This is a genomic window from Citrobacter sp. Cpo015, assembly GCF_030333035.1.
Taxonomy (GTDB): Bacteria; Pseudomonadota; Gammaproteobacteria; order Enterobacterales; family Enterobacteriaceae; genus Citrobacter; species Citrobacter portucalensis.
In genome coordinates, this window is the sequence record NZ_JAOWGS010000028.1 from 154,745 (window position 1) to 168,401 (window position 13,657).

The following is a 13,657-nucleotide window of genomic DNA, read 5'->3' on the forward strand; positions in this document are numbered from 1 at the left end:
CATGTGTAAATGATAATGAAAAGTAAAATAAAAATAAGTCCCCTGGCACGTTCAGGAAGGAGGAAAAGTGGCAAGGCAGCGCCAGTCTCCGTTTTCAAGACGGTAGATAGATTCGGTATGACCCGCAATTATCCACTCATCCTCCTTGCCAGCAACACAGTCGATGTAAATGCACAGCCCGCAGCCACCGCGTAGCTCGCGGGGAATATCTGCCACCCGAAAGCACATACCCGCAGCCTGTAGCGCTTTACGCGTTTTGATGACGCCGAGGGTAGTATGAAACAAGAACAGTGTTTCCTTCACTCACGTTTCCCCTGACGCTGACCAATTAACGCGGCTCCAATCGCCCCAGCAAACTGCGCGTCGGGATGCGTGTGTACGGGAATGCCAATGTGGCCTTCAAGCATACGAGCAAAGGCGTGACAGTGGCTTACTCCCCCGGTAAATAACAGTGGAGCCTGCCCTGAAAGCCGTCCGATGAAATTCGCGCTGCGTCGGGCCATCGCGTTGATCACACCCGCTAAAATGGTCTCCGGCGCGACACCCGCAGAGCGCAGGCTGATAACCTCTGACTCGGCAAAAACCGTGCACATGCTGGTGATGGCATGTGGTTCGACGCCAGTGGTAATCGCATCTAGCTGCTCTACGCTGGCGCCGAGCGTGCGTGAGATGACTTCCAGAAAACGTCCGGTCCCAGCCGCACATTTGTCGTTCATCAAGAAATCGCTGAGGTTACCATCATCATCTAGCTGGATGACTTTACTGTCCTGACCGCCGATATCAATCACTGTGCGGGTACCGGGAGCCAGCAAGCGTGCCCCCAGTCCGTGGCAGGAAATTTCAGTGACCTGTTTGTCAGCATAATCCACGAGCTGCCGTCCGTAGCCAGTGAGGGTTAAAAATGGTCTAACGTCCAGCCCCGCCTGCAGCGTTTCCCATGCCTGCGCGATTGCTTCGGCAGGGCGAAAAGGTGTTGGGCAGAGAAAGCGACGTCTGATGACGTTACTTTCCAGCAAAATACCTTTAGTCGCTGTGGAGCCGGAATCTATCCCTATTGAGTATGTCATCCCTGTTCCTCACAACATTTCAATGAACGCGGCGACACGAGTGCTAAGCTGGCCGATATCCGCGCTGGAGTAGTCAGTTTCAGTGGCGATGTAGGGAATGTTGTGCTGTTGGCGGACGTGGCGTTTGATGGCGAGTGATTCAACGGCGTAAGTGTGGCAAGCCTGTAAAATGACATCGACGACGCCGTCAGCCTGGTACTCTTCAACCATTTGGCTGAGCATTTTCAGACGTTGATCGTTAGGGGAAATACATGAGCAGCCGATGGCGAGGTATTTATCGGTCAGCGCGTCGTAGACGTCGCCAGTTTCCTCCACGCACTGTTCAGTGGCTTTCGCCCCGGTGCAGTTTTCATAGCCCACCACCCAACCGCCGTTTTCTTCAATGGCACGAACCACTTTTTCTGCCGCGCCGCCGATGGGGCAGCCGGTTATCAGTATGCGTGGACGCGACGCCAGACGTTTCCCGGCCTGCCATTCCTGATGTACCCGCTCGGCCATGCTATTAAGCTCGTCGATCAGTGCTGCTTTATCAAAGCGGAAGGTTGCGCCGTAAACAACTTTCAGAATGTCACTGCCGCTGAGTGCGGGTGGATTGAGTTGGCCAACGCGGTAAAAATTCGCCAGTGCGCGACGTTCCTGATTTTTTAGAATGATGGCTTCACGTAGCGCGGCTTCGGTAATCGGGGTGCCAAAACGGGCTTCGATTGCCTGCTGCAGACGCAGGATCTCGGCTTTCCACAGCGCCCGCGAAGCCGCATCACTGGCGCTGTTGGGCAGTTGCATCACATGTACCGCTTTAAATTCAGCCATGTACTCGTACATCTTCTTTTTACCATCGCAGGTCGTTTCGCCCACCACCAGGTCAGAGAAGTAGAAGTAGGGACATTTATCCGTTTTACCAAACCCGTAGCTGCTTTTGATCAGTGGACACAGGTTTCGTGGCAGATCTTTTTCGGCCTCTTCAATCGTTTCATCAGAGGTTGAGCATAGCGAAACGACGACCGCGCCTGCCGCCATCGCTATCTCCTGCGGCATAAAGGTGCAATAGGTCCCAACGAGCGGGATACCCTGCTCTTTAAGATCCATTACGGTGAGAAAACCTTTCTGACGGGCGTCGGAGAATTGATTAAAAATGGCGGGTAAATCGGTGATTAGCGACATGATTTTCCTTCCCCGTAACACGGGAGACAGTAAAAAGACGTCGCATTATAACCATGCAATTTATCTGGCTTTATTGATGTACAACAATTGTGCGCTTACAGATTACGACTGTAGACCCGTGAGACTTCCCCCCACGGATGATAGCCCGGCCCGTCAAAGTAAAATCCCGCTTTCTCGTATAAGCCTTCCAGGTCAGTACACAAATGGAGCTGCATAAAGCCTAGCTGTTTAGCCTGCTGCGCAATATGTTCAATCAGGCGAAATGCCAGACCGTGACCACGATAGCGAGGATCGATATAGAGTGCGCATAGCCACGGCCACAGTTCGCCGCGACTGATAAAATCATTGGTGATCAATCCGGCGCAGCCAACAATGCTGTCGCCGTCCTGCATCCAGTACCACTGCGGTAGCGGGTTCTTTGCGCCAATACAACGATGCAGTGCATCCTCGTAAACTCTCATGGAGTCTTCTGAGGCCCATTGTTGCTGAAAGTAAGCGGTGACCTCGTGCAGTTTTTCCGGTGTTTCGCGCAGGGAAAAAATGCGGATGTTCATCGTCATTGAATTTTTCTCCTTAAAAATTCGCCAGCGTCAGCAGGGAAGGAATTTGCGACAACAGATATAACACCAGCCCAATAGAACCGCCAACCAACGTGCCGTTGACGCGGATAAACTGCAAATCTTTACCGATGTTCAGCTCGATTTGCTGCGACATATCGCGTGCATCCCAGCTTTTCACCGTGTCGCTAATGTGGCGCGTCAGGAAGGTGGCGAACTCTGGCGCTACTTTATGTGCGGCCTGCTCCAGATGCCCATTCAGTGAGGCGCGCAGGGCGCTGTCGGCTACCAGCGTTTCGCCGAACCACTGCCCGGCGCTGGCGATGCGCTGCTTCACGCGGGAATCATCGGCGTTAATGTCGGTTTTCACCCACTGACGCAGATCTGCCCACAGCTCGCCAAGATAACGGTTGAAGGCTTCATCTTCCTTCAGATAGCTTTTCAGGCTTTCGGCCCGCACGGCCATCTCCGGATCGTGTTTGAGCTTATCGATGAGCTTAAACGTGGCGCGATCGAAGGCATGGCGGATCTGATGTGCGCGATCGTGGCTGATGTCATCCAGCAAGGAGTTAACGGCATCAGACACCAGCTCGGCGCTGTGCTCGCCCAGCCATTCGGTTGGCAGGATCTTCGCTTTCAGCGGATGCTCGGTTTCCAGCCAGTGCACGACCTGTCTGGCGATAAACTCTCGCGAGCTGTCGCGCTGGAGCAGGGCGATCAGTTGGGCGATCAGCGTGTCGAGTAGCACCTGATGGCGATTGTTTTTGGTCATGCTTTCCAGCATCAGCGCACTGGTACCTGAGAGATCGACCTTGTCGATGGCCTTGTGCACCGCCCGCTTGATCAGCCGCTGAATGCGCGAGTCGTCGGTCAGTTCGAGAAAACCGCTCATGATCTGCAGCAGATGCTGGCCAATACGCTGGGCGTTTTCCGGCTGGCTGAACCAGTTGCCGATCAACAGCGCCGGTTCATGGCGGCGGATCAGCGCGACCAGCGACTGGGTATCGAGAAATTTTTCCTGGACAAATTGCCCGAGATTTTCGCCGATCCGATCCTTATTGCGCGGGATAATCGCCGTGTGCTGCGAGATAAACGGGATCGGCACCCGGCGAAAAAGCGCCACCACGGCAAACCAGTCCGCCAGCGCGCCCACCATCGCCGCTTCGGCGATCGCTTTGATCCCCAGTACCCAGAAATTAGGCGGCAGAAAAAGCGTGATGACGAAGGTGGCAGCGGCAATCAGCAGCAATGAGAGCGCCAGTCGCTTGGCGCGTTTGAGTTCAGCAATTTTATTCATAGGCTTAAGGATAGAGCCAGACGGGGGGATCGCGCAAAAAATGTGGAGCGCCTCCCATTTTCAGGTGGGCTGGGCTTACTCAGGGATCCAGTTGTCCCAGGCGGGCAAGGGGCCGAGTTCCGCCACCAGAAAATCGATAAACGATCGCACCTTCGGATTGCTGTACTTGCTGGGAAAGTACAGCGCATACAGGGCGTGAGTTTCACAGGTGATAGTGCCGTCGAGCATCAGCGGCGTTATCTCTTCTTTTTGAATATGATCGCCAATCAGATAGGTGGGCAAATACGCCACTCCCTGATCTTCTAACACTGACTTCAGCAATACCAGACTGCTGTTGGCCTGGATCGGCATATGCAGTTTCAACTGATGCAGACGATCCTGTTCATCCGCCACCTTCAGCACCGGTGTGAGGCCGGGATAAACCAGACAATCATGATCCACCAGATCGCTTCGACGCTGGGGCATGCCTTTTTTGGCGAGGTAGCCGGGTGAGGCACAGTACGCCCAGCGAACAGGCACCAGCTTGCGCATCGCATAGTTTTGCGGCGGTGCGGTGGAGATGCGCAGGGCGATGTCGAAATCTGTTTCGTTCAGATTCACAAAGTTATCGTTGAGATCGATATATAGGTTCACATCCGGGAACTGGGAGCGATATTTATCCACCAGGTTCACCAGCCGGGAATAACCAAACGCAATTGAGCAGGTTATGCGTAATTCACCCTGCGGGCTGTGGTAATAACCGGAAGTGGTATTCAGCGTTTCATCGAATTCTTTCAAAAGCTTATTAGCGCGGTTGAAGAGATATTGCCCTGCGTCGGTCAGGGTAATACTGCGGGTGGTGCGTTTAATTAATGTCGTGCCCAGCGTGTCTTCCATCGCAGCCAGACTTTTGCTGACCGCAGACGGCGATACGTTGAGCTGCGTCGCGGCTTCTGACAATCCTCCGCAGTCGACGATTTTAGTAAAAAACTCCAGATGCTTGAGTGAAATCGGCGTACTCATAGTTTCCTTTAATTCACAAGTGATTTGCAAAAACGGTACGAATAGGCCGTTACATTCGCGTTTTAAACATGCAACTATTGAATCACAGGAAACAACTTGCTGGCAAAATGAAAAAATAACAACTTAGGTGAGTTACGTCACAAAATAAAAGGAGGCGAAACGGAAACTCATCACATTGTGAATTTAATCTCATTAATTATTATTCTAAAGGTACCGATTATGTGGTCACGACTCGAACCCTACAAATCGTCGATTATTTTATTAGTTGCTCTGGTGATTGGCGGCTTATTAGGTATTTATGCCCCATCGTTTGCAAGTAAACTCCAGCCAATAGGCCAGATATTCTTAAACCTGTTATTTATGATTATTGTGCCGCTGGTGGGGATCAGCGTTATGTCTTCGATCGCCAGTATGACCGACCTGAAAAGGCTGGGACGCATTATGGCGATTATCTTTATTGTTTCGATCGCTATGGCCTTTATTCCGGCGGCCGGGATCGTCGCGCTGGCGCTCTGGTATAACCCGGCGCAGGGCGTCACTATCGATCTCTCGCAGTCGGTGCAGGCGGGCAGCGGTAAGATGGATTTTGTCAGTATGATCACCACCAGCGACTTTATCGGACTGTTTTCTAAGTCCAATATTCTGGCGCTGATCGTAATGGCGATCATCGCCGGTGTCGCAATTGGCCAGTCGGATCAGGCCGGTAAACGCATTGCGTCGCTGCTGGAAGACGCCAATACCGTGATCATGAAGATCGTTTCGATCATTATGAAGGTCGCGCCGATTGGTCTGGGCTGCTACTTCGCCGCCACCATGGCCAGTCAGGACTCTGCACTACTGTTAACCTTTGCCCGCGCCATCGGCCTGTTTATGGTTGCTACGCTGGTCTACTTTGTCTTTGGCTCGATTCTCTATTCGTATATTGGCGGCGGTATTCCGGCGGTCAAAGCCTTTTGGCGTAACGCGATTGAACCGTCTGCGACCGCGCTGGGTACCTGCTCTTCACTGGGGACGCTCCCGGTGACGCTGCGTGCCGGTAAGGCGATGGGGATCAACCCGGAAATCGTTGATGTCTCCATTCCGCTGCTGGTTAACCTCAACAAGGGCGGCGTGGCGATGATTGCCGCGCTAAAAATTGTCTTTATCTATTCCGTGCTGGGCATGGAATTCACCACCGAAACCTTCTTCCTGACGATGCTGATTGCGGTGCTCTCCGCCATTATCGTTGGTGGCGTGCCGGGCGGGGCGTTCCTGGGTGAAATCTTTATCGTCACAACGCTCGGCCTGCCGATGGAAGCAATCCCGATGCTGGTGGTGCTGGGCACCATTACCGATGCGCCTGCCACACTGATTAACGTTATCCATGATTTGAATGCGGCGCAGATTGTTGAACGGTTCGCTGGAAAAAAGCAGACCAACACTGAAATAAACTCTACTGCTGCGGTGGTATAGGTTTCACACGGATTAAGAACAGGAGATGTTATGAAAGACGCAATGAAGCTTGAAACGCACCTGGTTGTTGCTGGTCGCGACAAACGCTATACCCAGGGAGCGGTGAATCCGGTTATCCAACGCGCCTCTTCACTGGTATTTGATACCGTGAAGGACAAGAAATTTGCCACCGCCAATCGCGCGAACGGCGAGCTGTTTTATGGTCGTCGCGGAACCTATACCCACTTTGCCTTCCAGAAGGCAATGAGCGAACTGGAAGGCGGCGTTGGCTGCGCGCTGTACCCATGTGGTGCTGCGGCGGTGACCAATGCGATTCTGGCGTTTGTTCAGGGTGGCGATCATATTCTGATGACGGGGGCGGCCTATGAACCAACCCAGGATTTTTGCAATAAGATCCTGAGTAAATTCAACGTGGAAACAACGTATTACGATCCGCTGATTGGTGCAGGTATCGTCGATCTTCTGCGTCCGGAAACAAAGGTTGTATTCCTTGAGTCACCAAGTTCTATCACCATGGAAGTCCAGGACGTGCCGGGGATGGTGAAGGCTATCCGCGCGGTGAATCCGGAGATTGTCATTATGATCGACAACACCTGGGCGGCAGGCGTGCTGTTCAAAGCGCTGGATTATGGCGTGGATATTTCCATTCAGGCGGGAACGAAGTACACCATCGGCCATTCGGACGCCATGCTGGGCACGGCGGTGTCGAACGCCCGTTGTTGGGATCGTTTACGTGAGAACTCCTATCTGATGGGGCAAACGCTGGATGCCGATACGGCCTACAACGGCAGCCGCGGATTGCGCACCCTGGCGGTACGCCTTAAGCAGCATCAGGAGAGCAGCATCCATATTGCCCGCTGGCTGTCGGCAAGGCCGGAAGTGGCACGGGTGAATCATCCGGCATTACCGGAATGTCCGGGCCATGAGTATTTTCAGCGTGATTTTATCGGAAGCTCAGGCCTGTTCTCGTTTGTGCTGAAAAAGAGACTGACCGACGAACAGATGGCGAATTTCCTCGATAACTTCTCGCTGTTCCATATGGCCTATTCGTGGGGCGGATTTGAGTCGCTCATTCTGGCGAACCAGCCGGAAGAGCTGAACAGCATTCGCCCGGCCGGAGAGGTAGATTTCAGCGGCACGCTGGTCAGGGTGCATATCGGCCTTGAGGATATCGACGACCTGATTGCCGATCTAGACGCGGGATTTGCACGCATTGCGTAAGGTGAGGTGACCGTAGCCGGAAGCGGCGCTAGCGCCTTATCCGGCCTACATAGTTGTCGTAGGCCGGATAAGCGGGCAGGTTAGTTTTCAGTGGCTAACGTCGTTGCCTCATGCTGGCGTACCCGTTTGAGTAAGCCTGCCAGCGTGAACACGACAGCTATCCCTGCCGCAACCGCCAGCAGATGAAACGAAATCCTGCCGCCGTTAAACCATAGCCAGCGTCCAATTTCGACAGAAACCGCCATCACCGTCAGGATCACCATATTCAGCGACGCCGAAACCGTACCCTTCGGTAAGTTGTTGGAAAACAGCGTAAAGCGGAACAGCGTCGGGAAGATCATCCCAATACCAAACGCATACAGGCTGGTCCCCAGCACCGACCACAGCCAGACGTGCGGCCACAGTAAATTGCCGACAATCAGCACTGCCAGCCCGCTCAGCTGTATAGGTGCGGCCCGCCAGATGAAGCGCGGTCGGGTCGGATCTTTCACGAAACGAACCACCACCATATTGGCGACGATCACTGCGCCGAACACCGGGGCCTGTGCCCAGGCAAACTCCGATGTGGTCATGCCGCCAGCATCGATCAGAATAACCGGTGAGACCGCCACCCAGCTCATCATCGGAATATAGCTTAACGACAGCGTGGCTGCGCCAAACAGGAACACCCGGTTGCGGAAAACGTCGCGGAAATCACGCACTACGCCGCGGGCACTGAACGGCACCGCGCCGCGCTGGACGGTTTCCGGCATGGCTAACATTAACCCAATCAGGGCGATAAACCCCATGACGGCAATGATGGCAAACAGGATCTTCCAGTGTACAAAGTGCATTAGCGCCGCTCCAGAGAGCGGGCCGATAACCGGTGCAACCAACACAATGGAAGTGATTATCGCCATTAACTTAATGGCCTTCGTTTGCCCAAACGCCTCCTGCACCGTGACATAGCCAACGGTCGCGATAAAGCAGATGCTGGTACCCTGCACAAATCGGGCTACCAGAAACTGCGTCATTGAGGTAGTGAACAGCGTGGCAGCGCAGGCGAGGGTAAAGATTAACGCCCCCGCAATCAGCACGGGTCGACGGCCAATTCGGTCGGAAAGCGGCCCCAGCAGCCATTGCAGCGCCATGCCGCCCGCCAGATAGAGGCTCACCGCAGCGGGTGCCAGGCTAACATCGGCGTTGAAATCACGTACCACATTGATGATGCCAGGCTGGATCAGGTCCGTCGACAGATAGGCGGCGAAGTCATATAAAATCAACGCGACAGGAAAAAATAGCGTTGTGGCGCGTTGGGAGAAAAACGCGAGAATCCGTTGCATAAAACAGCTCCTTGTCGGGAGAAAACCCTCAACGGGAATAGCGAAATTCAATACCGTCTTTGAGACGTCAGACCGATGACAGAAAAAAGCAGACTGCAAATGTACTGAATTTCATGTAATCAAAAACGCTGTCTGCGCGAAGCGCAAACAGAAGATACGCTCACTGACGCGGGGTCAGAAAACGTAACGATTACAGGTAACAATCAGCACATCGCACCTCAGGAAGAGTAAGTTGAACGGGTAATAACCATCCGCAGTTTAATGCGGATTGGATATTAATTAAACGAGTTTATCCGGTTTATGTGCAGAAAATCGCCCTGGAAATCAGACTACGATGCTCTGCAAAAACCGCAGAGCGATGGCACAACCGAAGATAATCAATACACCCCCAGCGATACGTTCTACCCATAATATCCCTCTGAATAACCGTCGCTGGATCTGCGGTAAACCGATGAACATCACGATCAGCAGATCCCAGCACAGCACTATGCTGGTCATCCAGATCCCGCTCATGGTTTGTTGCAGCAGCGTCACCGACGGGCCGAGCAGGGCGGTCATTAGTGCCAGATAGAACAGTGCATTTTTTGGGTTGAGCAGTGACGAACCCAATCCCAGCAGTAGCTGTTTGCCAAATTCTGGACAGGTAGACTCAGCGTCTGTTCCGGTCAGCGTTTGCGGGCGGCTGCGTACCAGCAGGCTGCCAATCCACAATAAATAAAGCGCACCCAGCAGCTCAATAACCGTAAACAACAGGGGAAGCTGGCGCAGGATCCCCCAACCGATAATTGCCAGCAGGATATACAGCCCGTTGCCGAAAGCGATCCCCACGCACAACCCGGCGCTGCCGCGCATCCGGTATCGTGCGGCGTAACCGACCAGTAAAAAGAAGTCCGGCCCGGGGCTAAGCAATGCGACGAAATGCGCCAGCGCCAGCGCGGGAAAAGCAGAAGGAAAAAGTACAGAAAGCAGCGACATAGCGACCTCAGAGAATGAATCTGAGATCACCGTACGCCTGACGCAGCGCTAATTATTGTCTGATATTGATCGTCCCAACGCGTACTGGCGCGGTGTGGCGGCGGTGTAGCGAACAAAGGTGCGATGGAAATGGCTCTGGTCGGCAAACCCGCTCTGGTAGCCGACATCGGCAATTTCGTCCCCGGCCCGTAGCCGCTGGCGAGCATAGTCAATCCGTATGATGTTCAGATAACTTCCTGGCGTCAGCCCGGTATCTTGCTTAAAGGTACGGATCAGCGTCTCTTTACGCATATGACACTCATGTGCCAGCTCATCGAGCGAGGGCGGCGCGAGCAGGCTGGACTGCAACCGTTCGCGCAGATACTGGCTGGTTGCGCTTAGGTTTTCTGGTGTGACCGACTGCAACGGCAGCGTGTGCAGCAATGCTTGTGCGGCATCCGTTATTTGCGCGGTTTGGCGTTGCGGCATGAGCGTCACAAGGTGCATATAACGCTGGAATAATTGCGCATCGCGTATAACGGGAGCAGGCGTGCAAAGCCGCTGATTGGTGTTCTGCGCAGGCAGATTAGCAAGACACCACTGGGTATCAAGATAAAGCATATGATAGCTGCGAAACTGTCCGTTAACAGGATTACAGCTGTGAGGTGCCAGCGGCGGTATCACAATCAGATCGCCCACCTGCAGATGGTATAGCTCGCCATCGCACAGACAGCACGTTTCCCCCTCGAGAATTGCCCCAATCGAGAGCTGAGAGTGGTGATGCCGCTTATAGGCCTGCTGGCTCTGCCAGGTGCTGCGCAGTTCCAGCCACGGCAACTGCTCATCACGCCAGAACGATTGTGGAATATCTCGGGTATGCGTCACATCGTGTCCTCCCTGAAAGTGATGATTTGTTATAGCACAGGCCGAGTGGTGAAAAAGTGGGAATGCGCATTGAGATGGCGATTCTGCGTGACGTGTTCCAGACAAATGTAGACGTTACATAAGGGCGTTGTTATCCCGGAAATCGCCTCGCAAAGAGAGAAAGTTGCAGGTGAGGATGTGGTTTTCCGGCGCTACAGTCATGGCATCTTATTTTCAGGTGAAGGATCGCCATGAACAAAGCTTCCGCTTCAACACCGCATGATGCGGTTTTTAAAACATTTTTACGTCACCCTGAGACTGCACGGGATTTCCTACAAATACATCTTCCCGCTTCGCTGCGCGAGCTTTGCGATCTTCAGACGCTTAAACTCGAGTCAGACAGTTTTATCGAAGAGAATTTACGTGCGTACTATTCCGATGTGCTGTGGTCGGTGAAAACGACGGATGGGGATGGATATATTTATGTAGTGATTGAACACCAAAGCACACCGGATGCGCATATGGCATTCAGACTGATGCGCTATGCGGTAGCGGCCATGCAGAAACATTTAGATGCCGGGCATCAGCAGTTGCCGCTGGTGGTGCCGATGCTGTTTTATCACGGCGCTAAAAGCCCGTACCCTTATTCGCTGTGCTGGCTGGATGAGTTTGCCAACCCGAAGCTGGCTCGTCAGCTGTATGCTGCGGCGTTTCCGCTGGTGGATATTACGGTTATTCCGGATGACGAAATTGTGCAGCATCGACGTATGGCGTTGCTGGAGTTAATCCAAAAACATATCCGTCAACGCGATCTTATGGGGTTGGTCGAGCAAATTGTTTCCCTGCTACTTACCGGACTGACTAATGACACTCAGATAAAGACGCTGTTTAATTATATTTTACGAACTGGCGATGCACCTCGATTCAGTGAGTTTATTCGCGGGGTTGCCGAACGTTCACCGCAGCACAAGGAGCATTTGATGACGATCGCGGACAGATTACATGAGGCAGGATTTCAAAAAGGATGGCTTGAAGGCAAGCTGGAAGGTAAACAAGAAGGCAAACAGGAAGGCAAACAGGAAGGACTGATAAAGGGGCGACGTGATGAGGCGCTACGTATTGCCCGCACCATGCTGGCAGATGGCATCGATATCAGCACGGTACAAAAAATCACCCGACTTTCCGCTGAAGATATTCAGGGTTTAAGCCATTAGATATAGCTTAAACTGCCTAATTGCCTGCCCGGAAGCGCCGGGCAGCTCGATCTACTCTATTGCCGTTTTTACCGCCTCTCCGAGCTTCTGCATTACTTCCCGATGCTTATCGTTTGGCGGCAATGCGCAGTTGATGCGCACACAGTTGCGATACTTCCCCGATGCGGAGAACAGAGAACCCGGTGCAACCTGGATTTTGAGGCGACAGAGCTGCTTAGCGACACAGAACATATCAACCTGGAGCGGCAGCTCGACCCACAGCATAAAGCCACCTTTTGGTCGGGTGACGCAGATCTCGCAGGGGAAGTATTCCCGTACCCAGCAGGTGTAGATCTCCATATTGCGCTGATAAATCTGGCGCATACGCCGGATATGCCGATGATAATGACCTTCGCGCACAAAGGTCGCCGCCGCCAGTTGCGTAGCGGGAACGTTAGTGCCGATGACGGCGTACTTCATGTGCAGCAGCTTGTTGTAATAACGACCGGGCACCACCCAACCCACGCGCAGACCGGGGGCGACGGATTTGGTAAACGAACTGCAGAGTATTACGCGGCCGTCGCTGTCCCAGGAGTGGATCGTGCGCGGGCGCGGATACTCTGTGGCCAGCTCGCCATACACATCGTCTTCAAAAATGACGATGTCGTGACGCTGGGCGAGGGCGAGCACCGCCCGTTTACGCGCATCCGGCATAATGAATCCGAGCGGGTTGTTGCAGTTGGGAACCAGCAGGACCCCTTTAATCGGCCACTGATCCAGCGCCAGCTCCAGCGCTTCAACACTGATCCCGGTATCCGGATCGGTTGGGATCTCAATAACTTTGATCCCTAAGCCGCGCAGTAGCTGCATCGTGCCGTAGTAGGCTGGTGATTCAACGGCGACAATATCGCCAGGCTGGCAAACCGTTAGCAGCGCCAGCGACATTCCGCTCTGACTGCCGCTGGTGATCACAATATCATCTGCATTAACCACCGAACCGCCGTCCAGCACCAGCCGCGCAATCTGCTGACGCAGTTCACGGCATCCGGATATTTCATCGTAGCCCAGTATCGCGCGCAGATTATGCTGTGCCACGCGGCTGAGCTCGCGCCACAGCGGCTTCAGGCTGGGTTGATTAATATCGGGCACGCCGCTGCTAAACGGGATTATCGATTTGTCCGCGTTGCCCTTTAGCATATCCAGCACCTGATCCCACTGGGTTATTTCGACCGGACGCTGTACCGGGCGCGACATTGGTGGCACGGGTGGCTGCGCTTTTTGTGGCGCGACAAAATAACCGGAACGTGGTTGGGGCGTGATCAGCTGGCGCTGTTCCAGCGTCTGATACGCCTGCTGGACGGTGCTGATGCTGACCCCATGCTCCTGGCTCAGGCTGCGAACCGAGGGCAGTTTTTCGCCATGGCGATACAGCCCCTGCTCAATGCGTTCGGCCAGCAGATTGGCCAGATGTTGGTAACGCGTCATGCTGTATCCCTCATGGGTACCATACAGATTAAAAAATCAGTACAGATTGGCGTGAAAAAAGCGATGCAGAACTCTTTTTAAC

13 protein-coding genes are annotated in these 13,657 nt (G+C 53.6%); 3 read left to right on the plus strand and 10 right to left on the minus strand.

Annotated features, from left to right (window positions below; translation table 11 throughout):
• Positions 1–51: 51 nt before the first annotated feature.
• The 6 genes from OGY67_RS09980 to OGY67_RS10005 all read right to left on the minus strand — a co-directional run bounded on the left by OGY67_RS09980 (position 52) and on the right by OGY67_RS10005 (position 5,084).
• Positions 52–303, minus strand: a complete 252-nt coding sequence (locus tag OGY67_RS09980) for a putative Se/S carrier protein (protein ID WP_057067059.1) — start codon at positions 301–303, stop codon at positions 52–54.
• Complete coding sequence (gene yjiL / locus OGY67_RS09985) at positions 300–1,067, minus strand: putative 2-hydroxyacyl-CoA dehydratase activator YjiL (protein ID WP_032942289.1); 768 nt, start codon at positions 1,065–1,067, stop codon at positions 300–302. Before yjiL ends, OGY67_RS09980 begins: the two co-directional genes overlap by 4 nt.
• Before the next feature lie 9 nt (positions 1,068–1,076).
• Positions 1,077–2,228 carry a double-cubane-cluster-containing anaerobic reductase gene (locus tag OGY67_RS09990; RefSeq protein WP_234692585.1) on the minus strand — a complete coding sequence of 384 codons (1,152 nt, stop codon included), beginning with the start codon at positions 2,226–2,228 and terminating at the stop codon, positions 1,077–1,079.
• A 95-nt stretch (positions 2,229–2,323) separates the two neighbouring features.
• Positions 2,324–2,788, minus strand: coding sequence for a GNAT family N-acetyltransferase (locus tag OGY67_RS09995; protein WP_204191940.1), 465 nt, complete (start codon positions 2,786–2,788; stop codon positions 2,324–2,326).
• 13 nt (positions 2,789–2,801) lie between these two features.
• The gene (locus OGY67_RS10000; RefSeq protein ID WP_008786098.1) at positions 2,802–4,082 is read right to left on the minus strand and encodes a DUF445 domain-containing protein; all 1,281 of its coding nucleotides are present in this window, start codon (positions 4,080–4,082) and stop codon (positions 2,802–2,804) included.
• Positions 4,083–4,157: 75 nt separating this feature from the next.
• A complete protein-coding gene (locus OGY67_RS10005; RefSeq protein WP_239605970.1) occupies positions 4,158–5,084 on the minus strand; it encodes a LysR family transcriptional regulator in 927 nt (308 codons plus the stop codon).
• A gap of 219 nt (positions 5,085–5,303) precedes the next feature.
• Between OGY67_RS10005 and OGY67_RS10010 the strand changes: the two genes are divergently transcribed.
• Positions 5,304–6,536 (plus strand): dicarboxylate/amino acid:cation symporter, encoded by a 1,233-nt coding sequence (locus tag OGY67_RS10010; protein ID WP_003830065.1) that lies wholly within the window; start codon positions 5,304–5,306, stop codon positions 6,534–6,536.
• Positions 6,537–6,566: 30 nt separating this feature from the next.
• Positions 6,567–7,757: a cystathionine beta-lyase gene (gene metC / locus OGY67_RS10015; RefSeq protein ID WP_032942294.1), complete on the plus strand. Its 1,191-nt coding sequence runs from the start codon at positions 6,567–6,569 to the stop codon at positions 7,755–7,757.
• 80 nt (positions 7,758–7,837) lie between these two features.
• Here metC and mdtM read toward each other — a convergent pair whose 3' ends face one another.
• From mdtM to OGY67_RS10030, 3 genes are all read right to left on the minus strand, one after another.
• Complete coding sequence (gene mdtM / locus OGY67_RS10020; RefSeq protein WP_060682797.1) at positions 7,838–9,079, minus strand: multidrug efflux MFS transporter MdtM; 1,242 nt, start codon at positions 9,077–9,079, stop codon at positions 7,838–7,840.
• A gap of 324 nt (positions 9,080–9,403) precedes the next feature.
• Positions 9,404–10,054 carry a LysE family translocator gene (locus tag OGY67_RS10025; RefSeq protein ID WP_286573918.1) on the minus strand — a complete coding sequence of 217 codons (651 nt, stop codon included), beginning with the start codon at positions 10,052–10,054 and terminating at the stop codon, positions 9,404–9,406.
• Positions 10,055–10,102: 48 nt separating this feature from the next.
• Positions 10,103–10,918, minus strand: a complete 816-nt coding sequence (locus tag OGY67_RS10030; protein WP_286573919.1) for a helix-turn-helix transcriptional regulator — start codon at positions 10,916–10,918, stop codon at positions 10,103–10,105.
• Between the two features lie 230 nt (positions 10,919–11,148).
• On the opposite strand from OGY67_RS10030, the gene OGY67_RS10035 reads away from it, so the two are divergent.
• Positions 11,149–12,111: an Rpn family recombination-promoting nuclease/putative transposase gene (locus tag OGY67_RS10035; RefSeq protein WP_286573920.1), complete on the plus strand. Its 963-nt coding sequence runs from the start codon at positions 11,149–11,151 to the stop codon at positions 12,109–12,111.
• A gap of 51 nt (positions 12,112–12,162) precedes the next feature.
• Here OGY67_RS10035 and OGY67_RS10040 read toward each other — a convergent pair whose 3' ends face one another.
• Positions 12,163–13,575, minus strand: coding sequence for an aminotransferase-like domain-containing protein (locus OGY67_RS10040; protein WP_286573921.1), 1,413 nt, complete (start codon positions 13,573–13,575; stop codon positions 12,163–12,165).
• Positions 13,576–13,657 lie beyond the last annotated feature (82 nt).

Coding starts and splice junctions, on each gene's coding strand:
- yjiL (WP_032942289.1), bottom strand. CDS start 1,067: ATGACATACTCAATAGGGATAGATTCCGGCTCCACAGCGACTAAAGGT.
- mdtM (WP_060682797.1), bottom strand. CDS start 9,079: ATGCAACGGATTCTCGCGTTTTTCTCCCAACGCGCCACAACGCTATTT.
- OGY67_RS09995 (WP_204191940.1), bottom strand. CDS start 2,788: ATGACGATGAACATCCGCATTTTTTCCCTGCGCGAAACACCGGAAAAA.
- OGY67_RS10035 (WP_286573920.1), top strand. CDS start 11,149: ATGAACAAAGCTTCCGCTTCAACACCGCATGATGCGGTTTTTAAAACA.
- OGY67_RS10010 (WP_003830065.1), top strand. CDS start 5,304: ATGTGGTCACGACTCGAACCCTACAAATCGTCGATTATTTTATTAGTT.
- OGY67_RS10040 (WP_286573921.1), bottom strand. CDS start 13,575: ATGACGCGTTACCAACATCTGGCCAATCTGCTGGCCGAACGCATTGAG.
- OGY67_RS10000 (WP_008786098.1), bottom strand. CDS start 4,082: ATGAATAAAATTGCTGAACTCAAACGCGCCAAGCGACTGGCGCTCTCA.
- OGY67_RS09990 (WP_234692585.1), bottom strand. CDS start 2,228: ATGTCGCTAATCACCGATTTACCCGCCATTTTTAATCAATTCTCCGAC.
- OGY67_RS10025 (WP_286573918.1), bottom strand. CDS start 10,054: ATGTCGCTGCTTTCTGTACTTTTTCCTTCTGCTTTTCCCGCGCTGGCG.
- OGY67_RS10005 (WP_239605970.1), bottom strand. CDS start 5,084: ATGAGTACGCCGATTTCACTCAAGCATCTGGAGTTTTTTACTAAAATC.
- metC (WP_032942294.1), top strand. CDS start 6,567: ATGAAAGACGCAATGAAGCTTGAAACGCACCTGGTTGTTGCTGGTCGC.